The organism is Alcaligenes sp. AB3, from assembly GCF_031844565.1.
GTDB lineage: Bacteria > Pseudomonadota > Gammaproteobacteria > Burkholderiales > Burkholderiaceae_B > Alcaligenes > Alcaligenes faecalis.
This window is the reverse complement of record NZ_JAUZVM010000010.1, coordinates 86,848-106,793: the sequence shown is the minus strand read 5'-3', so window position 1 is coordinate 106,793 and position 19,946 is coordinate 86,848. Positions and strand designations below refer to the sequence as shown.

Genomic DNA, 19,946 nt, shown 5'->3' with positions numbered 1-19,946 from the left:
GCTTAGAATTTCATGGTGGCCGAAGCCAGGAAGGTACGTGGTGAGCCTTGGCCATTGCTCAAAGGCACGACCCAATACGCTTTATTGCCCACGTTTTCCAGGCTGGCGCGCAAGGTCACCTCCTTGCCGGCAAAGCGCGTCTTGTAGCGCATGCCCAGGTCATAAGTGGTCACCCCTGGCATGTAGTAGCTGTTGCTGGCGTCGGCATATTGCTTGGACTGGGTGTGCAGGTTGGCATTCAAGGTCAGGCCCTGAACAAAAGGCGTATCCCATTCAATCCCGGCCTTGGCGACCCAGCGGGACAGGCCTACGGCGCTGCGCCCTTCAGTATCCGGGTTGCTGGCCTTGCGGATTTTCGGGTCCAGATACGCGATGCCGCCGGTCAGACGCCAGTTCTCGGCAATCTGGCCGAACACCTGCACTTCCACACCCCGGTTGCGCTGGCGACCGTCGTAGCTCAGGTTGGGTTTGCCGTTGAAACGCTCATTGCTTTCGTAGCTGTTGGGTTGGGTGATGTCGAACAGGGCTGCCGTCAGCGCGTAATCCCCGCTGTCGTACTTCATCCCGATTTCGTATTGACGTGTTTTCTGGGGGGCGAAGATCTGGCCTTCGTTGGCGTAGTCGTCGCCCACAATCATGCCCTGGGTCAGACCCTCGGCGTAGTTGGCATACAGCATCCAGTCGTCACGCAATTGCCAGACACCGGCAATGGTGGGGGTTAGCGCGTTCTTGCTGTAGTTGTCGCTCTTGCCGCTTTTATCCTTGGTGCTGACCCATTGCTGGCGCAGGCCCAGTGTCAACTGATATTTGCCGTCTGCAAAGGACAGGGTATCGGCCAGCGCGGCACTGTACAGATAGCTGACGTTAGGCGCACTTAGCCCATTCATGGGGACATAAGGGCGAGCCGGGTAGTCCGGGTCGTAGATATTGATGGTCTCGGACCACCCCTTGATGGAGGTGTTGTCGCTGCGCGAGCTCTTGCGGTTCCAGTCCACTCCGGCGCTGATGGTGTGGTGCACGGAGCCGGTGTCGAAGTTGTAGAACAAGCCACTATTGGCGGCCAGGTTGTAGCCGGTATTGTTGCGACGAGTCGCAGCCAGTTTCAGGTCTCCTTGCTCGTTCAGCAAGGTGCTGCCCTTGGTGTTGTAGTTGCTCATCTCGGACTTGCTGTAACCTGCCGAGCCGTAGACGGCCAGCTTGTCGCTGGCAGCCCAGTCTGCCCGTACCAGCGCTGTGGTTTCACGTGTCAGACCGGCAGCCCAAGGGACTCCCAGCAAGACATTGCCTTTGGGTGGTGTGGGCAAGGGGTTCTTGTCCAGACCCTTGGCCAGGCGCACACCCCGGTTCAGGCCCGAAAGGTATTCTTCCAGGTGGTACAGGTCGGCGGACAGTTTGACGGAACCCAGACGATAGTCAGCTCCCAAAGAGATCAGCTTGTCGCGATTGGTACGGTGGTCCACCACGCCCTCGCCGTCCTTGAACACGCCGTTCAAACGCAGGCCCAGCTCATTGGATTCCCCGAAACGACGGCCCAGATCCAGATGCGTCCCGAATTGGGAAGGCTGGATATAGGACATGGTGACGTTGGTGATGGGATCGTCCGTGGCACGCTTGGTCACCAGGTTGATCGAGCCACCCACATCATTGCTGGCATTCATGCCGTTCAGAACGGCAGAGGGGCCTTTGAGAATTTCTAAACGCTCTGCGATGGCCATCACGCGGCGGCCACTGGTCAAACCTTGCAAACCATTTAGAGACACGTCACCGGCACGGAAACCCCGTATATACATGGTGTCTTTGCCGCCCGTTCCACCTGCACCGGGGGTCTGTACGGAAGGATCGTTCTTGCTGATCAGAATGCGCAGTTCCTGACCTTGCAGATCTTCGATGTAGTCGCTGGTGTAGTTGATGGTACTAAAGGGAGTATTCATGACATCCCGGTTGCCCAGCAAACCCAGATTGCCGCCGGTAGCGACATGATTGCCTTCATAGGCGGGAGGCAGGTCAATGTATTCGCTGGCTTTGACTTCAATGGTGGACAAAGACGTAACCGGGGGAGCATCGGAGGATTGTGCCCAACTGCTACCTGCACTGAGCAGGCTCAGGCCAACAAGATAAGAAATTCGCATGAATCTATAAATTAAATAGAAATAAAAATGATTCTCATTAATATTTCATTTGTAGCATTTGCTTGTAGGTGGTTCAAGCAGTTAGGTGGCTTTGTGATATAAAAACGACCTTAAAAAACTTAAGGGTATAAGGAGACGATGCAGTCGATTTCGCTCCGAAATCGCGCCGGAATCAGGGTTTCAGGGGGATTTTTGAGCAAATTTGGAGCGCGTCTGACTCCACGGTGGGAGTGCGTCCCATGGAGCGGTTTTGGCAAAACAGGCGATGTTTGCTTGGCAAGGGGTAGGCAAAGGAGCGGTGATGGCTCCCGGCTAATAAAGCAGCGGCTCAAGAAATTGTTCTATTTGTGGCCTGAACAGGCTTGAGCTGTGTTTCGATACTTGTCGACTGCGACTGCGACTGCGACTGCGACTGCGACTGCGACTGCGACTGCGACTGCGACTGCGACTGCCAGGGCGGGAGGCAGGTAAGCAGCGGCGGAACTTCCCTTCCGCGACTGCCCCCCTTATCTATCGTCCTTAGCTAAATAACCAGGGTTCCTGTTCCCGGCGTTGCTGTTCGTAAGCCTGGATCTGATCCATTTTCTGCTCTGTCACGCTGATGTCGTCCAGCGCCAGCAGCAGGCGGTGGCGGCGTTCAGGCTCCACTTGGAAACGGATGTGTTGATCGGGACCGATCAACATGCAGGCTTCCAGATCGACCGCCCATTCATCCCACGGATTTTGCACGGCGGTGGTGAATAAGCCATCAATTTGCTCCGCAGCCAGCTGTATCGGCAACATGCCGTTTTTAAAGCAGTTATTGCGGAAGATGTCGGCAAAAGAAGGGGCGATCAGCACCGCAATGCCTAAGTCCTTCAGCGCCCAGACCGCGTGTTCACGGCTGGACCCACAGCCAAAATTCTCGCGCCCCAGCAGAATGCGGGCGCCTTGTGCGTGAGGCTGATGCAGGCAGAAACTGTTGATTGGCTTACGCTCGGCCAGTGGCTTGCCGGGGTAGCCAATATCCGCGTACCGCCAGTTGTCGAAGGCATATTGCCCAAAGCCGGTGCGTGACAAGGAAGTCATGTACTGCTTGGGCAAGATCGCGTCGGTATCCACATTGGCGCGGTCCAGCGCAATCAGGCGCGAGCGCACGGAAGTAAAAGGTGTGTTCATGCAGCGTCCCAGTGGCGGATATCGACAAGATGGCCTGCAATTGCGGCGGCAGCCGCCATGGCGGGGCTCATCAGGTGTGTACGTCCCAAGGCGCCCTGCCTGCCTTCAAAATTGCGGTTGGAGGTGGAGGCGCAGCGCTCTCCCGGATTCAGACGGTCTTCGTTCATGCCCAGACACATGGAGCAGCCCGGTTCGCGCCATTCAAAACCGGCTTGCGTGAAAATTTGGTCCAAGCCTTCCTGCTCGGCCTGACGACGTACCAGACCCGAGCCGGGGACGACCAGGGCCTGCAGTACCGTGCTGGCTACACGTTTGCCTTTGACCATGGCTGCGGCGCTGCGCAGGTCCTCAATGCGGGCGTTGGTACAGGAGCCAATAAATACCCGGTCTATGGTGATGCCTGCCAGCGGCTGGCCGGCCTGCAAAGCCATATAGTTCAAGGCGCGTTGGGCGTCAGCTTGTTTGGCCGTGGCGGCCGCTAATGGATCAGGCACAAGCTGGTCGATGGCCGCCGCCATATCGGGGGAGGTTCCCCAGGTAACCGTGGGGGCGACCTGCGTGGCGTCGATCTGCAAGTGTTGATCGTATTGGCAGCCCTCATCGCTGATCAGCGTGCGCCAGTACTGCTCTGCCTTGTCCCAGGCCTCTCCTTTCGGTGCCAAGGGGCGACCGCGCACATAGTCCAGGGTCTTGTCGTCCACAGCGACCAGAGCAATACGGGCCCCCGCTTCGATCGCCATATTGCACAAGGTCATGCGCCCTTCCATGGACAAGGCGCGGATGGCGGGGCCGGTAAACTCGATGGCACAGTCTCGCCCGCCATCCGCACCCAGGCGGGCAATGATGTGCAGGATCAGGTCCTTGGCGGTGCTGGTGGCTGGCAGTTCGCCTTGCACATCTACTTGCAGGCTGCGCATGCGTTTTGCGGCCAGACATTGCGTGGCCAGAACATGCTCCACCTCGGAGGTGCCAATGCCAAAGGCCAAGGCCGCAAACGCGCCATGCGTGCTGGTATGGGAATCTCCGGCCACGATGCTGGAACCGGGCAAGGTCATGCCCTGTTCCGGTCCGATCACGTGGATGATGCCCTGGCGCTCGTCATCCAGGCCAAAGTAGCGCAGGCCAAACTCCCGGCTATTGATCTCCATCTGGTCGATTTGCGCCTGGGCCAAAGGATCTTCCAGGCGCTGATTGCGGCGGCGAGTGGGCACGTTGTGGTCCACCGTGGTCAGCGCGGTTTCCGGGCGACGCACATGGCGTCCAGCCAGACGCAAACTTTCGAAAGCTTGCGGACTGGTGACTTCGTACAACAACTGGCGGTCTATGTAGATCAGATCATGCTCATCGTCTACCGCCGCGACGCGATGTGTATCCCAGAGCTTTTGAAAAAGGGTGCGGGCCGGGCTCATGGTTGGCACACCTTCAAGGCGTAGGCTGGCCCGGCTTTGTGCAGGCGACTTTGAATAGGCTCTTGCGTCAGGGCCGCGATTTCTTCGGCCAAGGGCTGGAGCGCTTCCAGATTCAAGCCTGTTTGCACGCCGCTGATCTGGAACATATGGGCCAGATCTTCCAGGCTGGCATTGCCGCTGGCACCGGGGGCGTAAGGGCAGCCGCCCAAACCGGCCAGCGCTGCGTCGAACCGACGCCCGCCTTCGCGATACGCAGCCCAGGCATTGGCCAGCGCCAGCCCGCGGGTGTCATGGAAATGGCCAGTGACGCCCTGCTCGCCATACAAACTCAAGGCAGCCTGGGTCAGGCGTTCTACATCCACGGGCGAACCCATGCCGGTGGTATCGCACAGGCTGACGGAGCTGGCTCCCATGCGCTGCACTTGCTGCATCAGGGCAATTACGTGCGCGGGGGCGACGACGCCGGTAAAGGGGCAGCCAAAAGCGGTGGACAGGGACACGTTAACTGGCGTTTTGCCCGCCGCTTCCAGTACCTGCTCCAGCTGGGCCAGTGATTGCGCAATGCTCATGCGCAGATTGGCCTGGTTATGAGCTTCAGAGGCTGAAAATACAAAGTTCAGCTCGTTCATATGGGCTGCCAAAGCGCGTTGCGCACCGCGCAGATTGGGGACCAGTGCGGTGTAGCAAACCTGAGGGTCGCGTGTAGTCAGGCTGGCCAGCTCATCGGCATCCGCCAGGGATGGGATGGCTTTGGGCGAAGTAAAGGACGTCAGCTCGATCTTGCGCACGCCGCATTGAGGCAGCGCCTGCGCGATACGCAGCTTGTCCGGCGTAGGCACCCAGCGTGGCACGATTTGCAGGCCGTCACGCAAGGTGACGTCGGTGATCAATACGGTACTCATTCCACGATTCCTTGTTCGCGCAGGGCTTGGCAGCGCTCGGGGCTCATGCCCAGTTCCTGCAGGATGCTGTCTGTGTGTTCGCCCAACTCTGGCCCCAACCATTGGGTGGCACCAGGGCTGCGGCTTAGCTTGGGCACGATGCCGGGTATGGTCAGTTCCTGGCCGTCTTCCAGTGTGTGTTTCTCCAGCATGCCGCGCGCCTGGTAGTGCGGGTCATCCAGAATGTCGGCGGCGGTGTAGATGCTGCCGCTGGGGACTTCAGCCTGATCCAGCGCAGTCAGCACATCTTCCAGGCTGCGCGCGCCGGTCCAGTCGCCAATGGTTTGGTCCAGCATGGCGCTGTGTTCCACGCGTCCGGCGTTGTCGGACAGGCGCGGATCGTTGGCCAGATCGGGCCGGCTCATGGCCTGCATCAGACGAATGAAAATGGCATCGCTATTAGCCGCAATCACCACCCATTTGTCGTCGCCGGTGGGATAGGTGTTGGACGGTGCGATACCGGGCAGGCTGGCTCCGGTGCGTTCGCGTTGATGACCATTCAGTTGATAGTCCGGAATCAGGCTTTCCATGATGGCGAAGACAGATTCGTACAGGGCCACATCAATCATTTGGCCCTGTCCGCCTTCCTGGCGTAGATGATGCATGGCCAGCAGCGCGCCTATGGTGCCGTACAGCGAAGCCAGCGTATCGCCCAGGCTGACACCGGCTCGTACAGGGGGGCGATCTGGATAGCCGGTGCCGTAACGCAGGCCACCCATACATTCCGCGATGGCCGCAAAGCCGGGACGACGGTGATAGGGGCCGTCCTGCCCGTAGCCGGAGACACGCACCATGATCAGGCGCGGGTTCAGTGCGTGCAGTGTTTCCCATCCCAGGCCCCAGCGTTCCAGCACGCCGGGGCGGAAATTTTCAATGACGATATCGCTTTGCAAGGCCAGTTCACGGGCAATTTCCTGGCCTTCGGCCTGGCGCAGATCCAGCGCAATGGAACGCTTGTTGCGACTTTGCACGCGCCACCACAGGGAGGTGTCCTTGTGCAGCTGCCGCCAGCGGCGCAGCGGGTCGCCCTTGCCGGGCGGTTCTATCTTGATGACGTCGGCCCCGAATTGGGCCAGCAGGCTACCGGCATAGGGGCCAGCAATCAGTGACCCCAGCTCCAGGACTTTGATGCCTTTGAGCGGGGGGGCGGTAAAGCTGTTCTTATCCATTTCTGTTTCCTCCAGATATGGATTCTGGTATAGAAAAAAGAAGTGGAAAAGCAATCAAATATTATGCTGCCATCGTAAAAAACGTGGGTGGAAAATAAATAAAAACCCGCATGAAGCGGGTTTTGTTTTTTTAAAGCGTTCTGGGTAGCCAAAGAATAATTTCGGGGAAGATGGTCAAAATGACAATTGCCAAAATTTCCAATGCTACAAATGGCAGAGCACCCCGTGTAATCTGCTGTAGCGATATTTGCGGAGCAATGCCCTTGATCACATAGAGATTCAATCCTACCGGCGGTGTAATTACGGCCATTTCGCAGGCAATAATCATCACAATGCCAAACCATAATGGATCGTAGCCCAGTGCGACAATGACTGGCAGTAAAACAGGGGTTGTGATCAGGATAAGGGAAACAATATCCAGGAACATGCCCAAGACCATCAAAAACAGCAGCACGAACAGAAGAATGACCCAGGCTGGCTGAGACGATGCCGTAATCATGGCTACCAGCTTTTGCGGAATCATCAAGCGGGTCATGATGTAGCCAAACAGCAGCGCTGCGGCCAGAATCAGCAAAATCATGCCACTGGTGACGGCGGTGGAACGCAGAATCTGCAGGGCCGTGCGCCAGTTCATTTCCTTGTAGGCAATGGCAATGAGGAACGCACCGGCAGCACCAATACCGGCAGCTTCTGTCGGAGTAGCAATGCCCAGATAGATCGTGCCCAGCACCAGTAAAATCAGCAAGGAAGCGGCCCAGATGTCTTTCAGGGCGGCCAATTTCTGTGCCCAGGTAACGGCTTCCGAATTGCGTGGTGCGGACTCTGGCTTGAATATCGCAACCAGGGCCACATAAATCACCATCATGACGGTAACCATCAGGGCGGGCAGCAAGGCACCGATAAACAGCTTGCCGATGGACTGATCCGCCATCTCGCCATACAGTACAAAACCAATGCTGGGGGGAATCAGCAAGGCCAAGGCTCCGGCCGCGGCAATCGTGCCGCCAGACAGGCTGGGCGAGTAACCACGCTTGAGCATTTCTGGAATGGCAAAGCGACCAATCGTGGCGGCACCCGCCACGCTGACCCCGCTCATGGCGCCGAAAACGGCCGAGCTGCCCACACTGGCTACAGCCAAACCACCGGGCAGGCGGTTCAGCCACAGATAGAACAGCTGATAAAGCTTGCCGCCAATACTGGTGCGGGCAATGACCTCACCCATCAGAATGAACAGCGGAATGGCGATCAGGGAATAGCTGGCCATGCCTCGGTGCAAAGTGGCGGGAATGACGTCCAGGCCGCCCAGGCCGGATTTCATCAGAATGCCGGAAATACTGGCAACACCCAGTGCGGCAAAAATGGGGGTGCCGATAACCATCAGGATGGCAAAGCAGGCCATCATCAGGCTGAAAATGAGCATGGAATCCATGTCAGAACTCCTTGATGCTGTCGTTGGATTCCACACTGTTCGGGATGAACAGCTGGCGCAGAGTAGCCAGGCCCAGCAAGGTGCCGCCCAATGGGATCATGCCGTAGGCAATCCACAGGGGGAAACGCAGCATGGAGGCCGAGCGGTAGTTACGGGCAATCGCTGTTTCCACCACGGAAATACCGGCCCACAACAGCACCAGGCAGAAGAACAAGATGCACAGCTGCGAAATGCAGGTGGCCAGGCGCTGGCCGCGTGGCGAGAAGCGCATGTGGAAGGCTTCCACGCTGACGTGGCGGTTTTCCAGGTGAACCCAGCCGATGGACAGCCAGGAGCAGACCAGCAGCAAGTACACGCACACTTCGGTGATGTAGATGCTGGGGCTATTAAAGACGTAGCGTGCAATGACGCCGTAGGTGCAGGCAATCATCAGAGCGGCCAGTGCAACTTCGGCCACCAGAATGGCGAGCCGATTGCTACCGCGCGCAAATGCGCCCAGAAAATGAATAAGTGGATTCATGGTGTCTCCACACGAGGGATGCGCGCCGGTTTGTGGTCCGGCGCGCAGTCACGCGTGATCAGGGCTGGCGGGTTTTTTCGATCAGTTCCAGATAAGCGGGACCGTTCTCAACCTGCTTGCTCCATTCATCAATGGCGGCTTGGGTTTGCTGACGCATTTCGGCCAGTTGAGCGGGCTCAACACGATTGATGGTCACACCGGCTTGCTCATAGCGTTGCAGTGCCTGGCCTACAAAGGCGTTCACGCGCTCAAACTGTTCTTCGTCGCGCTGGTGGGCGGCCTTGCTGATGATCTCTTGCAGATCGGGTGGCAGGGATTCCCACTTCTTGCGGTTGATGGTCAGCACGGATACATCGATACCGAAGTTGGCGATGGACAGGTACTTGGCCACTTCATACAGGTTGCGGCCAATGCCGGTCAGCAATGGACGTGGAGTGGCGTCGATCACGCCACGGTCAAAGGCCAGGTACAGCTCGGAAGAGGGCATGCCGGTCGGTGAGCCACCCAGCAGTTGCAGGGCGCGCGCATCCATGGAGCTGGTGGAAGCCCAGACCTTGCCCTTGATGTCAGCGGCCGAGTTGATCGGTGCCTTGCGGCTGTAAAACTCGTACGGGTCCCAAGGTGCCAGGCCCAGCACAACGGCATCGTGCGTGTCGCGCAGTTCCTGCTCGGCACCCAACTTGAACAGTCCCTGGTCCAGAGCACGTTTCAGGTGAGCCGTGCTGTCAAACAGAAATGGCAGGGTAAAGATGTTCAGCGCCGGCACGGTACCGCTGGGGTAGGTGCTGGTCATGTTGACGATGTCCACGTCACCACGCGACAGGGCGGGCAGTTCCTCGTAGCCGTCAAACAGCTGGCCGGAATGGAACACATTGATCTTGATACGGCCCTGGCTTTCTTTTTCTACGGTCTGGACGAAGTTCTCGATGGGTTTCCAGGCGTATTCGTATGCGGGTGGCAAGTAGGTTGAAAAGGTCAGTTCGACTTCTTGGGCGTGCGCAGGCGAGATGCCCAGCGCCAGGGTGCAGGCGGTCAGCGCCGCTGTCAGGGCTTTTTTCATGGATGTCTCCTGTGGTTTCTTTTTTTGTGTGCTGTTAAAGCGTATGTAAATGAGCGATCAAGTCGGCCGAGGGCAGGACTTCGGCGTACTTGCTGGCCATATCGATCAGATTGCTGCGGTGTTGGGCTGCCGAGCGGTCAGCCACCGCATCTTCAGCCACGAACGGGGCAAATCCCGACTGCAGGCTGTCCACCACGCTGGCACGGACGCAACCGCTGGTAGTGGCACCGGCCACAATCAGCATGTCGCAGCCTTGATGGGCCAGCAAGGCAGGCAGTGGCGTGCCGTAAAAGGCAGACGCCTGGGTCTTGTACAGGATGATGTCTTGTTCGGGGTCGTAGTCCAGCCGTGGGTCCAGCTCGCAGGCAGACGAACCACGCAGCAGGCAGCGCAAGGACGAAGCCTTGGTCAGCCACAGATTGGCGTCGGCCAGATGAGGCTCGTAGCCAATGATGGTGAAAATAACGCGGCCCTTGCCACGCATGGCGCGGATCAAGGCATTGGTTTGTTCGATCTGGCTGTCGCAGTTCGAGGCCAGCGGTGTCAAACCTGGTTCGGTAAAGCCACGTTGAAAGTCGATAACGACCAAAGCCGGCTGTTGCCCCATGGGCAGGGTGCCGTCAAACCCCCCTTTCAGATTATCGCTATCGCGCATTTGTTCTCCCCTTGCTATTTTTCCTGACTTAAATAATCAGGTTCCGTATTATTTGCGTAGTCTGTCATCGCTAATGACGTGAGTACAGCGTCAAATTGCGATGGTGCTATCGCAATTGATGATGGCAGAGTGCTTGTCGACCCGCCTCTCCTAGGATGGAATACTGGCTTATGAACATCGATCCCAAATCTTTGCGGCTATTTTTGTTAGTGCTGGAACGCGGCACCATCTCGGGGGCGGCCGAGCAGTTTCACATTGCGCCTGCGGCAGTCAGCAAGCGCCTTAGCGATCTGGAACAGCAATTGGGCGCAGCCCTGATCGAGCGCAGCAATAAAGGTGTGTATCCAACGGCAGCAGGCAAATCGCTGGCTGCCATGGCTCAGCGTTTGCTCGATGATATGGACGCCATGGGTGCCTTGATGCGCGACTTCGCCGGAGGGGCGACCGGCAATGTGCGGATAGCGGCGAACCTGTCGTCCATCACGCAGTTTTTGCCGCAGGCCTTAAGTTCTTTTATGGCGCGTCATCCCAAAGTGCGCGTGTCGCTGGAAGAGCGGATCAGCGCCGGAGTGGCTCAGGCGGTGGCTGACAATAATGCTGATCTGGGTGTGCTGATCCGAGGCGTAGGCAGTGCCGAGGTGGAGTATTACGACTATCGTCAGGACGAGCTGGTTCTGCTGGTGCCTGCGTATCACCCTTTGGCGGGACGGAAGGAACTGCCTTTTGCCGATACCCTGGATTTTGACTATGTAGGCATGCACACCGGCAGTCACCCCAATCTTTTGCTGTTACGTGCCGCCAGCGAGCTGGAACGTACCTGGCGTTGCCGTGTGCAGGTAACCAGCTACGACGCTCAATGTCGTATGATTGAAGCGGGCCTGGGAATTGGTGTGCTGCCGCGCTCTGTGGCCCAGTCCTATGTGCAAAGCCTGGGCCTGGCGATGTGTGTGATCAAGGAGCCCTGGACGTCGCGTCGCGTGGCGCTGTGTGTGCGCAGCCGCTATAGCTTGTCGCCCGCTGCCCGCCTGTTGATGGACCACCTGTTGCAAAATTGATGCGCCTGTCGTTTCCCGGCAAAGCCTGCAAAGGCAGGCTGCAAGCCGTTCTCGACCTTATATCGGTGTAACGTAGTTCTTAATGAGAATGACTCTTGATATTTTCAGGTTTCTTGATAATAATAGTTCTCATGTTTATCTGCATATGTAACGCGATCACCGAGCGTCAAGTACAAGAAGCAGTACGTGGCGGCGCTTCCAGCCTGGCAGACCTTCAAGGTCAGCTTGGGGTGGCGTCCTGCTGTGGCTGCTGCGCGGAGACGGCTCAGGATTATCTGCCGGGTGGGCGCTATGCCAATCAAACCATGATTGCTAGCCTGGAAACCGCCCGAGTGGATTACGCTGCCAATGACAGCCTGATCCCTGCTCCTGAGTTTGGCCGCCTTGTTTGTCGCGCCTAAGCGCGTGTTTTTGATCAGGATTTCCCATTCCCGCTATTGCTAGTGGGAATGATTGTTATTGGTCCTGCTACTAACCCAAAAGCGCAACGCTTTCTGGGTGCTTTTTCGTTTTTTAAGCCATTGCCCATGCGTGCATGGTAGCCTGTCACATTCATCCCCCACTGTGTTTTTGCCTGCATCGCGCCTGTGTGCGATCTCTGGTGCGAGCAGCATTTGTGGGGGCTCGGCGGCTCCTTGGGGGGAGCGCCGTCAGATTTACAGGAGAACAGCATGTTTGGCGATAAAGTGGTAATTCAGCATCTGAACAAGCAGCTAAAGAACGAACTAACAGCAATCAATCAATACTTCTTGCACGCTCGCATGTTGAACCATTGGGGCTTTAACAAGCTGGGCAAACATGAGTATGACGAGTCCATCGGTGAGATGAAGCATGCCGATATGCTGATTGAACGTATCTTCATGCTGGACGGCCTGCCTAACCTGCAGGACATGCACAAGATCATGATCGGTGAGAACGTGCCTGAACTGTTGGGCTGTGACTTGAAGCTGGAACAGGCTGCCCGTCAGACCGTGGTAGAGGCCATTGAATACTGTGAGTCCACACGTGACTACGTGTCGCGTGATTTGTTCTTGAAGATTCTGGACGACACCGAAGAGCACATCGACTGGTTGGGTACTCAGCTGGAACTGATCGAGAAAGTGGGTCTGCAAAACTACCTGCAATCGCAGATGGGCGACCACGACGAGTAAGCATTCTGTTTGCTCAGGCGACAAAAAAAGCACCCGTTTTAGCGGGTGCTTTTTTATTGTGCCTGTCCGTTGTCTTGCAGGGAAGGCGGGCCAGCGCTCACTAGAGTGTGAGCGCTGTAGGCCAGGTCGCCCTCTTAGAAGGACTTGCTTGGGCAGCCAGCCACTTTGCCCCAGGCATTATTGGGGCCGCAGTACTTGTTGCGTGCTTCCCAGGAGCAGCTGGGTCGATCGAAAAAGCCTTTGTTGCTACAGGCATTGAGTTCTTGCTGCAGTTGAGCCTGCCAAGCGCCGCCATTGGATCCGGCGACCTGAATATCCTGAGGAGGCGGTGGCGGCGGAGTGCCAACTTCGACGGGCTGAATAGGTTCGGAGCCACCCAGGTTCACGCGTGCAATTCCTTGCAGTTCCCGGTTCTGCTCGGTCATGGCAATTTGAATAGCCTGCTCCAGCGAAATGGACGTGGTAGCCAGGGCAATGGGCGGCTTTTCTTCCGTTAGCGTAGAAGTGTCGATTTCCCAGGCGATAGGCGTTGGGGCCTGGGGCACACCCAGGCGGCCATTCGGCAAAGGCTGTGGCGGCTGTGCGGTAAAAGGCTTGCCATCGGCATCGAGCGTAGGCAAGTCTGAGGGGTCAGGGGTGGTGACCGCCATGGACTTTTCAGGGCCGTGCGCGATGAGCCAGTTCCCCAGTTCCAGGCCGCCCCACACTGAAGCACCTGCGGCCAGCAGCAAGACAGCAATGATAAAACGCCAGGGCATAAGCGATGTCTCGGTTGAATCAGGGGCAATCCGGTGGGCCGGATGCGCGTTATTAAAAGAAAAGAGCCGTCATTGTAGCGAAATGTCGGCCCTGCTCTTGTGACAGAATTAGACGGCATCCCCGAAAACGTGTCCACCGTGTTCACGTAATGCGTGGAATTCAATGCCCGGATTCAGTTCCTGAGCCACGCGCAGTTGCGCAGGCGACGTTGCTAAAAAGGCAATGGCCTCGACCACGTCATAGGCAATATTGCCCGCGTTGGTCTCGATAAACTTCTTCATGTCCTTGGGGTCTTTGGCCGTTACCCAGCGAGCCATATTGAAGCGGCTGGACGACAGGCGTGCTTCCACACCGTATTCGGTTTTCAGACGATGGGCCACTACCTCAAACTGCAGCTGGCCAACCGCACCCAGGAGCATCATGCCGCCTGCCATATGGGGTCGGAACACCTGAATGGCGCCCTCTTCACCCAGCTGGGTCAGGCCGGTACGCAATTGTTTGGTGCGCAAAGGATCTTTGACCTCAATGGACTGGAACAGTTCAGGGGCAAAGAAAGGCAAGCCGGTAAACTGCAGGTTTTCGCCCTCAGTCAGCACGTCGCCCAATTGCAGGATGCCGTGGTTGGGCACACCGATAATGTCGCCAGCAAAGGCATCGTCCAGCAGTTCACGACGTTGCGACAGGAAGGACACCACGTTATTGGGGCGAATTTCCTTGCCGGTACGCGACACTTTCAGTTTCATCCCGCGCTTGAAATGGCCGGAGCTGACGCGCACAAAGGCCACACGGTCGCGGTGAGCAGGGTCCATATTGGCTTGCACCTTGAACACCACACCACTGAACTTGGGCTCGTCGGGCTGCACTTCGCGCTGCAAGGCGGCGCGTGGGCCAGGAGCAGGCGCCAGGTCAACCAGTGCGTCCAGCACTTCCTGCACACCGAAGTTATTGATGGCCGAGCCAAAGAAAACGGGGGTTTGCTTGCCTTGCAGGAACAGGTCCAGGTCGAATTCGGGCGCTGCAGCATTGAGCAGTTCGATTTCTTCCTGCGCCTTTTCAAAGGGCTCGCCAAAGCGTTCGGCAATCACGGGATTGTCCAGGCCGGGGATGATTTCATCCTCGCCATGACGTTCCTGACCAGGTTTGAACACACGCATATGGTTGGCGCGCAGATTGAACACACCGCCAAAGCGACGCGCCATCCCGATGGGCCAGGAAAACGGCACTACTTCCATACCCAGGTGCGATTCAATTTCCGACAGTACATCCAGCGGCTCTTGAACCTCGCGGTCCAGTTTGTTCACGAAAGTGATGATGGGCGTATTGCGGGCCCGGCACACTTGCAAAAGGCGGATGGTTTGCGGTTCCACACCGTTGGCCGCGTCAATCACCATCAGGGCGGCGTCCACGGCGGTCAGCACACGGTAGGTATCTTCCGAGAAGTCCTGGTGGCCGGGGGTGTCGAGCAGGTTGATGACGCAGTCGCGGTATTCCATCTGCATGACCGAGGAGGCCACCGAAATTCCACGTTGCTTTTCAATTTCCATCCAGTCCGAAGACGCATGGCGGCTGGCTTTACGGGCCTTGACGCTACCTGCAATCTGAATCGCACCCGCGAACAGCAGCAGTTTTTCAGTCAGTGTGGTCTTACCCGCGTCAGGGTGAGAAATGATGGCAAAGGTGCGGCGTTTCTTGACTTCAGAGCGTATGTCACCGGACGACATTGAAAATCCTTGTGGCAGCGCCAGTCTGGCGCGTGGAAAACAGTGAGCGAATTATCCGTAAAGCAGGGCTTGGGGGCAAGCTGATGCGTGCACAAGGCTAACGCGACACGCTGGCCAATACCGTCCCTGCCAGAATAAATAGCGAACCGAACACGCGGTTCAGCAGCCGTACATGGCTGGCCTGACGGAGCAAATGCAACATGCGGGCGGCCAGCGATGTGTAGCAACCCATGGCCACCAGATCCGTAAAGCACAGGGTCATGGCGATCAGCAGGTATTGCAGCGGCATGGGCCGGCTCAAGTCCAGAAACTGGGGCATGATGGCCAGCAGAAACACCAGACCCTTGGGGTTGGTGATATTGATCAGGCAACCACGAATCAATAAATCGCGAATGCGAAAGTCGCTGGGTTCTTGACCTGTGACCTGCACCGGCATGGCGTCGGTGCGTAATTGCTTCCAGCCCAGATAAATCAGGTAGGCTGCACCCAGCCATTTGAGCGTGGTGAACGCCAGTTCCGAGCGCGCCAGGACTTGTCCCAGCCCCAGGCTGATGATGAATATCTGGATCATGATCCCGATATTCAGGCCAATTGCCATCCAGTAGCCACGCTTGAAGCCGTATTTCAGGCCGGAGGACATGGAGGAAATTGCACCTGGGCCAGGTGAAAACGAAATAACCCAGGAAGCCGCAAAAAAGGCGAGCCAGGTGCTCAGTGCCATGGTGTGCTCGGTTCAAAGGCGGGCGCTGTGCCCGCCTTTGGCAGGCACAGCCCCTTTTCAGGGTTTAGGCTTTGGCTTGGGCAGAACTGCGGTTGCTGCGGTTCGGGCCGCGGCTGTCCTGACGGCCACCGGGGCGACCTTGGCCAGCACGGGCTGCGCCACCACCTGCACCGCCAGGAGCGGCGCTGCGACGTGGGCGGTTGTCGTTGCCAGGACGGCGTGGACGGCTCTCGCCATTGCCACCACGGCCTTCAGCGGAGCGACCTTGGCCACCCCCGTTGGGGCGACGGGCACCAGGAGCACGAGCGCCAGGAGCGCTGTTGAAGCGGCGCTCTGCGTAGGTGTCTTCCTTGGCTTCTTCAGCCAGAGCAGCGCGCGAAGGAGGCGTCCAGCCTTCCACCACGATGCGCTCGATAGGATTGCGGGTCATGCGCTCGATCTGCTTGAGCAAACGCATTTCGCTGCGATCGACCAGCGACAGGGCCACGCCTTCGCTACCGGCACGGCCAGTACGGCCAATACGGTGAACGTAGTCTTCAGGAACGTTAGGCAGTTCGAAGTTGACCACGTAAGGCAGTTGATCAATGTCCAGACCACGAGCGGCGATGTCAGTAGCAACCAGCACCACAACCTTGCCGTTCTTGAAGCCAGCCAGCGCACGGGTACGAGCCGCCTGGCTCTTGTTGCCGTGCAGGGCTTCAGCGGCCATACCGTCCTTGGACAGTTTTTCGGCCAAGCGGTTGGCGCCGTGCTTGGTGCGGCAGAACACCAGAACCTGGTTCCAGCCGCTTTCGCGGATGATGTGGCTCAGCAGGTCACGCTTGTGTGCCTGGTCAGCCAGAATCACTTGCTGGGTAATCAGTTCGTTGGTGGTGTTGCGGGCAGCAACGGCCACTTCGTCAGGGTTGTTCAGCGAACCACGGGCCAGTTCACGGATTTCGTCCGAGAAAGTTGCCGAGAACAGCAGAGTCTGACGATCAACCGGCATCAGGCTGATGATCTTGCGAATGTCGCGGATAAAGCCCATGTCCAGCATGCGGTCGGCTTCGTCCAGGACCAGGATTTCCACGCCGGTCAGGTCCACCGTGCGTTGACGCACGTGGTCCAGCAAACGGCCAGGAGTGGCGACCAGAATGTCCAGGGGCTTGCGCAGCGCATGGAACTGGGGGTTGATGTTCACGCCACCAAACATGACCATCGAGCGCAGACGGGTGTGCTGGCTGTACAAACGTACCGATTCTTCAACCTGGGCGGCCAGTTCACGGGTAGGGGCCAGGATCAGCGCGCGTGGGCGGCCTGGTTTGCGGTTTTGCTGAGGGTTGTTCAGCAGACGGTGCAAGATAGGCAGGGTAAAGCCTGCGGTCTTGCCAGTGCCGGTTTGAGCGGCAGCCAACAGGTCGCCACCTTCAATGACCTTGGGGATGGCCTGGGCTTGAATAGGGGTGGGGTGGGTATAGCCTGCGTCGGTTACAGCACGCAACAGAGGTTCTGCCAGCTCAAGAGAGGCAAAAGTGATTTGAGAGTCCAAGAATTTTCCAGTGACTAGCCCAAAAGCCCTCTTTGGGGCCCTACCAATCCAGGCTAAGGTGTTTTGTTATGGCGACAATGCCACGGCAGGGGCAAGAACGCCGCCTGCTGCAAGAGGCGCAGTGATTGGTGCGCTGCGCAATCTGCCATTATAGCGTGAAATTAGTAAAAATCCTCATTGACCATCTTGTATCATTTTGAGCGGTAGCGTTAAAACAACCTGCTTCAAACGTAAACGGTCAGGCGGATTGTCCCGCGGGATTTGACAGAAATTGTTAAGCGCCGCCATAGACGTACTTGTTATGCTGCTGTACGCGGTTTACGCTTGGCGTGCACGCACCGCCGGGCTCGGTTTGGCACGTGCCCGAGCGAATGGGTCCAAACCCGTTTTTGTTGTTTATCTGCTTATTTTTGCAGGAAAAAATCATGACATCATGGATACGATGGGTCTTTATCAGCAGCGTGGCGGTTTTGCTGTCTGGTTGTGGGTATAACGAGATCCAGCGCCTGGACGAGCAGGTCAAGGCCGCTTGGTCGCAAACCTTGAATCAATACGAGCGCCGCGCCGAACTGGTGCCCAAGCTGGTCAGCTCGGTCAATGCCTATATGGTTAACGAACGCGCCGTGCTCACGCAGGTAACCGAGGCGCGCGCCAAGGTCGGCACCATTCAGATGAAAGTGGATGATCTGGACAACCCCGAAGTGATGGCACGCTTTCAGGAAGCCCAGAACCAGTTGTCCTCGGCGCTGTCTCGTCTGATCGCCGTGTCGGAAAACTACCCGCAACTGAAAAGCGACGGTCTGTTCCGCGACTTGATGACGCAGCTGGAAGGCACGGAAAACCGGATCGCCACCGAGCGCGGCCGTTATGTGCAGACTGTGCAGGAATACAACCTGTTCATCCGTCAGTTCCCTACCCTGATTACCGCCAAACTGTTTGGCTACAAGGTCAAGGAAAACTACGGCGTGGATCGTCAAAGCGAAATCACGCGTGACCCCGAGGTCAAGTTTGATATCCCTGCGACTCCCGCTCCTGCCGGGTCTTGATTAATTCTGGAGGTGGCACCATGAACGTGCACGATCTTGCACTGACTGCTGGGCCTGGGTCTGCACGTTCTGGCAGGCTGGCGTGGGCCTGTGGCTTGTTGATGGCACTGCTGTTTTTGTGCTGGCCCTGGGCACAAGCGCAGGCCAAACCTGAACCTGTTCCCGCTATTGCGGGGTGGGTGACGGATACCACGGGTACGCTTAGCCCGGATCAAAAAGATGCCCTGAACCAGCAGCTCAAAGCGGTGGAGCAGGAAAAGGGCGCGCAGGTCGTGATTCTGATGGTGCCCACCACGGGCGAAGAAACCATCGAACAATACGCCCTGCGTGTTTTTGATCAGTGGGAAATTGGCCGCAAGAAAGTGGACGATGGCATCTTGCTGCTGGTGGCCAAGGATGATCGCCGTATGCGTATTCAGACCGGCTATGGCCTGGAAGGCGCGGTGACGGACTTGCAGGCGGGCCGCATCATCCGCGAACAGATGACGCCTCGTTTTATCGAAGGCAATTTCTATGCCGGTATCCAGGCCGCGGCCGATAGTCTGGTGGGTCTGGTCAACGGCGAAGAGCTTCCCCCTCCTCCTAAAACTGCACCTGTCACCTCATCGGGTGAAGAAGGCGTGTTCTGGGAGCCTTTGCTGGCTGTAGGCGCAATTGTATTTTTTGCTTCGCCGTTGTTTGCTGCCTTTGCCGCCGGGGTGTTCACGCTGGTGGTATCGGGCAGCATTGGCTTGGCCCTGCTGGCCGCTGTTGTCGGTGCAGGCTTGAGCATGATTGGTCGACTCTTCGGAGCAGGCGGCAAGTCCAGCTCCGGGCGCGCCTCACGCCGTGGTGGCGTCATTGGTGGCCTGGGCGGTTATTCCTCCGGCGGGTTTGGCGGGAATGGCGGCAGCAGCGGCGGTGGCTTCGGCGGTTTTGGCGGAGGCAGCGGCGGTGGTGGTGGCGGTAGCGGAGGCGGTGGCGCTTCCGGTAGTTGGTAAGGCCACAGGAGAGCGATATGAATGTGAATTGGAAAGAACTCTCGGGCTGGGCATCGGTACACGGCCAATGGCTGCGCCGTCGATATTTCAATGCCGAAATGCTGGGCCATCTGGCCGAGCAGATTCGCAAGGGTGAAGAAAATCATAGTGGCGAGCTGGTCGTGGCGATTGAAGCGGTTTTGCCCGCTCATGAGGCCGACAGCGCCCAGCGTGCGCTGGAGGTTTTCGGCCGTTTGCGGGTGTGGGATACGCCCTTGAACTCTGGCGTTCTGCTGTACCTGGCCCTGGGCCAGCGCCGTATCCATATCATTGCGGATCGGGGCATCAAGGCCGATCCGGCGCAATGGGCACAGATCTGTCAGCAACTGGAAAAAGACCTGGCCTCGCGCGAGTACCTGTCTGGCCTGCTGGCGGCTGTCAGTGCGATTGAAGCGGTCTTGCAGCAAGGAGCGCCATCCCAGGCGCCAGGCGCAACGCCGGCAAATGCCTTGCCTGACGAACCGGTATTGCTTTAA

19 protein-coding genes are annotated in these 19,946 nt (G+C 57.7%); 6 read left to right on the top strand and 13 right to left on the bottom strand.

The features are described 5' to 3' along the window. Nucleotides 1–2: 2 nt before the first annotated feature. The 9 genes from Q9R35_RS16660 to Q9R35_RS16620 form a co-directional block, all read right to left on the bottom strand. Complete coding sequence (locus Q9R35_RS16660) at nucleotides 3–2,129, bottom strand: TonB-dependent siderophore receptor (RefSeq protein ID WP_226349655.1); 2,127 nt, start codon at nucleotides 2,127–2,129, stop codon at nucleotides 3–5. Nucleotides 2,130–2,648: 519 nt separating this feature from the next. Continuing rightward, nucleotides 2,649–3,287, bottom strand: a complete 639-nt coding sequence (gene leuD, locus Q9R35_RS16655) for a 3-isopropylmalate dehydratase small subunit (protein ID WP_063691013.1) — start codon at nucleotides 3,285–3,287, stop codon at nucleotides 2,649–2,651. Next, nucleotides 3,284–4,696, bottom strand: coding sequence for a 3-isopropylmalate dehydratase large subunit (gene leuC, locus Q9R35_RS16650; RefSeq protein WP_311220147.1), 1,413 nt, complete (start codon nucleotides 4,694–4,696; stop codon nucleotides 3,284–3,286). The genes leuD and leuC overlap by 4 nt, the downstream gene beginning before the upstream one ends. Next, on the bottom strand, nucleotides 4,693–5,598 hold the full coding sequence (locus Q9R35_RS16645) for a hydroxymethylglutaryl-CoA lyase (RefSeq protein ID WP_311220146.1): 906 nt from the start codon (nucleotides 5,596–5,598) through the stop codon (nucleotides 4,693–4,695). The genes leuC and Q9R35_RS16645 overlap by 4 nt, the downstream gene beginning before the upstream one ends. Further along, nucleotides 5,595–6,806, bottom strand: coding sequence for a CaiB/BaiF CoA-transferase family protein (locus Q9R35_RS16640; protein WP_311220145.1), 1,212 nt, complete (start codon nucleotides 6,804–6,806; stop codon nucleotides 5,595–5,597). Before Q9R35_RS16640 ends, Q9R35_RS16645 begins: the two co-directional genes overlap by 4 nt. 130 nt (nucleotides 6,807–6,936) lie before the next feature. Beyond that, the gene (locus Q9R35_RS16635; protein WP_086069748.1) at nucleotides 6,937–8,235 is read right to left on the bottom strand and encodes a TRAP transporter large permease; all 1,299 of its coding nucleotides are present in this window, start codon (nucleotides 8,233–8,235) and stop codon (nucleotides 6,937–6,939) included. Nucleotide 8,236: 1 nt separating this feature from the next. Next, nucleotides 8,237–8,755 (bottom strand): TRAP transporter small permease, encoded by a 519-nt coding sequence (locus Q9R35_RS16630; protein ID WP_026483845.1) that lies wholly within the window; start codon nucleotides 8,753–8,755, stop codon nucleotides 8,237–8,239. Nucleotides 8,756–8,813: 58 nt separating this feature from the next. Further along, nucleotides 8,814–9,815, bottom strand: a complete 1,002-nt coding sequence (locus tag Q9R35_RS16625) for a TRAP transporter substrate-binding protein (RefSeq protein WP_042484740.1) — start codon at nucleotides 9,813–9,815, stop codon at nucleotides 8,814–8,816. Nucleotides 9,816–9,849: 34 nt separating this feature from the next. Further along, nucleotides 9,850–10,470, bottom strand: coding sequence for an isochorismatase family protein (locus Q9R35_RS16620; RefSeq protein ID WP_197313339.1), 621 nt, complete (start codon nucleotides 10,468–10,470; stop codon nucleotides 9,850–9,852). Between the two features lie 170 nt (nucleotides 10,471–10,640). Here Q9R35_RS16620 and Q9R35_RS16615 point away from each other — a divergent pair, with 170 nt between their 5' ends. The 3 genes from Q9R35_RS16615 (at nucleotide 10,641) to bfr (ending at nucleotide 12,676) form a co-directional block, all read left to right on the top strand. Beyond that, nucleotides 10,641–11,525 (top strand): LysR family transcriptional regulator, encoded by an 885-nt coding sequence (locus Q9R35_RS16615; RefSeq protein WP_042484735.1) that lies wholly within the window; start codon nucleotides 10,641–10,643, stop codon nucleotides 11,523–11,525. A 131-nt stretch (nucleotides 11,526–11,656) separates the two neighbouring features. Further along, nucleotides 11,657–11,926 carry a (2Fe-2S)-binding protein gene (locus tag Q9R35_RS16610; RefSeq protein ID WP_009460253.1) on the top strand — a complete coding sequence of 90 codons (270 nt, stop codon included), beginning with the start codon at nucleotides 11,657–11,659 and terminating at the stop codon, nucleotides 11,924–11,926. A gap of 270 nt (nucleotides 11,927–12,196) precedes the next feature. Then, complete coding sequence (gene bfr / locus Q9R35_RS16605; RefSeq protein ID WP_035268652.1) at nucleotides 12,197–12,676, top strand: bacterioferritin; 480 nt, start codon at nucleotides 12,197–12,199, stop codon at nucleotides 12,674–12,676. Nucleotides 12,677–12,810: 134 nt separating this feature from the next. Here bfr and Q9R35_RS16600 read toward each other — a convergent pair whose 3' ends face one another. From Q9R35_RS16600 to Q9R35_RS16585, 4 genes are all read right to left on the bottom strand, one after another. After that, the gene (locus Q9R35_RS16600; protein WP_042484731.1) at nucleotides 12,811–13,434 is read right to left on the bottom strand and encodes a hypothetical protein; all 624 of its coding nucleotides are present in this window, start codon (nucleotides 13,432–13,434) and stop codon (nucleotides 12,811–12,813) included. A gap of 108 nt (nucleotides 13,435–13,542) precedes the next feature. Beyond that, a complete protein-coding gene (locus Q9R35_RS16595; RefSeq protein WP_042484729.1) occupies nucleotides 13,543–15,156 on the bottom strand; it encodes a peptide chain release factor 3 in 1,614 nt (537 codons plus the stop codon). A gap of 97 nt (nucleotides 15,157–15,253) precedes the next feature. Beyond that, a complete protein-coding gene (locus tag Q9R35_RS16590; protein WP_042484727.1) occupies nucleotides 15,254–15,877 on the bottom strand; it encodes a LysE family transporter in 624 nt (207 codons plus the stop codon). Between the two features lie 64 nt (nucleotides 15,878–15,941). Further along, nucleotides 15,942–17,405, bottom strand: coding sequence for a DEAD/DEAH box helicase (locus Q9R35_RS16585; RefSeq protein WP_009460248.1), 1,464 nt, complete (start codon nucleotides 17,403–17,405; stop codon nucleotides 15,942–15,944). A gap of 425 nt (nucleotides 17,406–17,830) precedes the next feature. Between Q9R35_RS16585 and Q9R35_RS16580 the strand changes: the two genes are divergently transcribed. The 3 genes from Q9R35_RS16580 to Q9R35_RS16570 are packed head-to-tail and all read left to right on the top strand — an operon-like array spanning nucleotide 17,831 to nucleotide 19,946. After that, a complete protein-coding gene (locus Q9R35_RS16580) occupies nucleotides 17,831–18,451 on the top strand; it encodes a LemA family protein (RefSeq protein WP_042484724.1) in 621 nt (206 codons plus the stop codon). Nucleotides 18,452–18,471: 20 nt separating this feature from the next. Continuing rightward, nucleotides 18,472–19,431 (top strand): YgcG family protein, encoded by a 960-nt coding sequence (locus tag Q9R35_RS16575; protein ID WP_311220144.1) that lies wholly within the window; start codon nucleotides 18,472–18,474, stop codon nucleotides 19,429–19,431. Nucleotides 19,432–19,448: 17 nt separating this feature from the next. After that, the gene (locus tag Q9R35_RS16570) at nucleotides 19,449–19,946 is read left to right on the top strand and encodes a TPM domain-containing protein (RefSeq protein WP_026483837.1); all 498 of its coding nucleotides are present in this window, start codon (nucleotides 19,449–19,451) and stop codon (nucleotides 19,944–19,946) included.

Coding starts and splice junctions, on each gene's coding strand:
- Q9R35_RS16645 (WP_311220146.1), bottom strand. CDS start 5,598: ATGAGTACCGTATTGATCACCGACGTCACCTTGCGTGACGGCCTGCAA.
- Q9R35_RS16635 (WP_086069748.1), bottom strand. CDS start 8,235: ATGGATTCCATGCTCATTTTCAGCCTGATGATGGCCTGCTTTGCCATC.
- Q9R35_RS16615 (WP_042484735.1), top strand. CDS start 10,641: ATGAACATCGATCCCAAATCTTTGCGGCTATTTTTGTTAGTGCTGGAA.
- Q9R35_RS16640 (WP_311220145.1), bottom strand. CDS start 6,806: ATGGATAAGAACAGCTTTACCGCCCCCCCGCTCAAAGGCATCAAAGTC.
- Q9R35_RS16575 (WP_311220144.1), top strand. CDS start 18,472: ATGAACGTGCACGATCTTGCACTGACTGCTGGGCCTGGGTCTGCACGT.
- leuC (WP_311220147.1), bottom strand. CDS start 4,696: ATGAGCCCGGCCCGCACCCTTTTTCAAAAGCTCTGGGATACACATCGC.
- Q9R35_RS16630 (WP_026483845.1), bottom strand. CDS start 8,755: ATGAATCCACTTATTCATTTTCTGGGCGCATTTGCGCGCGGTAGCAAT.
- Q9R35_RS16595 (WP_042484729.1), bottom strand. CDS start 15,156: ATGTCGTCCGGTGACATACGCTCTGAAGTCAAGAAACGCCGCACCTTT.
- Q9R35_RS16625 (WP_042484740.1), bottom strand. CDS start 9,815: ATGAAAAAAGCCCTGACAGCGGCGCTGACCGCCTGCACCCTGGCGCTG.
- Q9R35_RS16570 (WP_026483837.1), top strand. CDS start 19,449: ATGAATGTGAATTGGAAAGAACTCTCGGGCTGGGCATCGGTACACGGC.
- Q9R35_RS16580 (WP_042484724.1), top strand. CDS start 17,831: ATGACATCATGGATACGATGGGTCTTTATCAGCAGCGTGGCGGTTTTG.
- leuD (WP_063691013.1), bottom strand. CDS start 3,287: ATGAACACACCTTTTACTTCCGTGCGCTCGCGCCTGATTGCGCTGGAC.
- bfr (WP_035268652.1), top strand. CDS start 12,197: ATGTTTGGCGATAAAGTGGTAATTCAGCATCTGAACAAGCAGCTAAAG.
- Q9R35_RS16660 (WP_226349655.1), bottom strand. CDS start 2,129: ATGCGAATTTCTTATCTTGTTGGCCTGAGCCTGCTCAGTGCAGGTAGC.
- Q9R35_RS16620 (WP_197313339.1), bottom strand. CDS start 10,470: ATGCGCGATAGCGATAATCTGAAAGGGGGGTTTGACGGCACCCTGCCC.
- Q9R35_RS16590 (WP_042484727.1), bottom strand. CDS start 15,877: ATGGCACTGAGCACCTGGCTCGCCTTTTTTGCGGCTTCCTGGGTTATT.
- Q9R35_RS16600 (WP_042484731.1), bottom strand. CDS start 13,434: ATGCCCTGGCGTTTTATCATTGCTGTCTTGCTGCTGGCCGCAGGTGCT.
- Q9R35_RS16610 (WP_009460253.1), top strand. CDS start 11,657: ATGTTTATCTGCATATGTAACGCGATCACCGAGCGTCAAGTACAAGAA.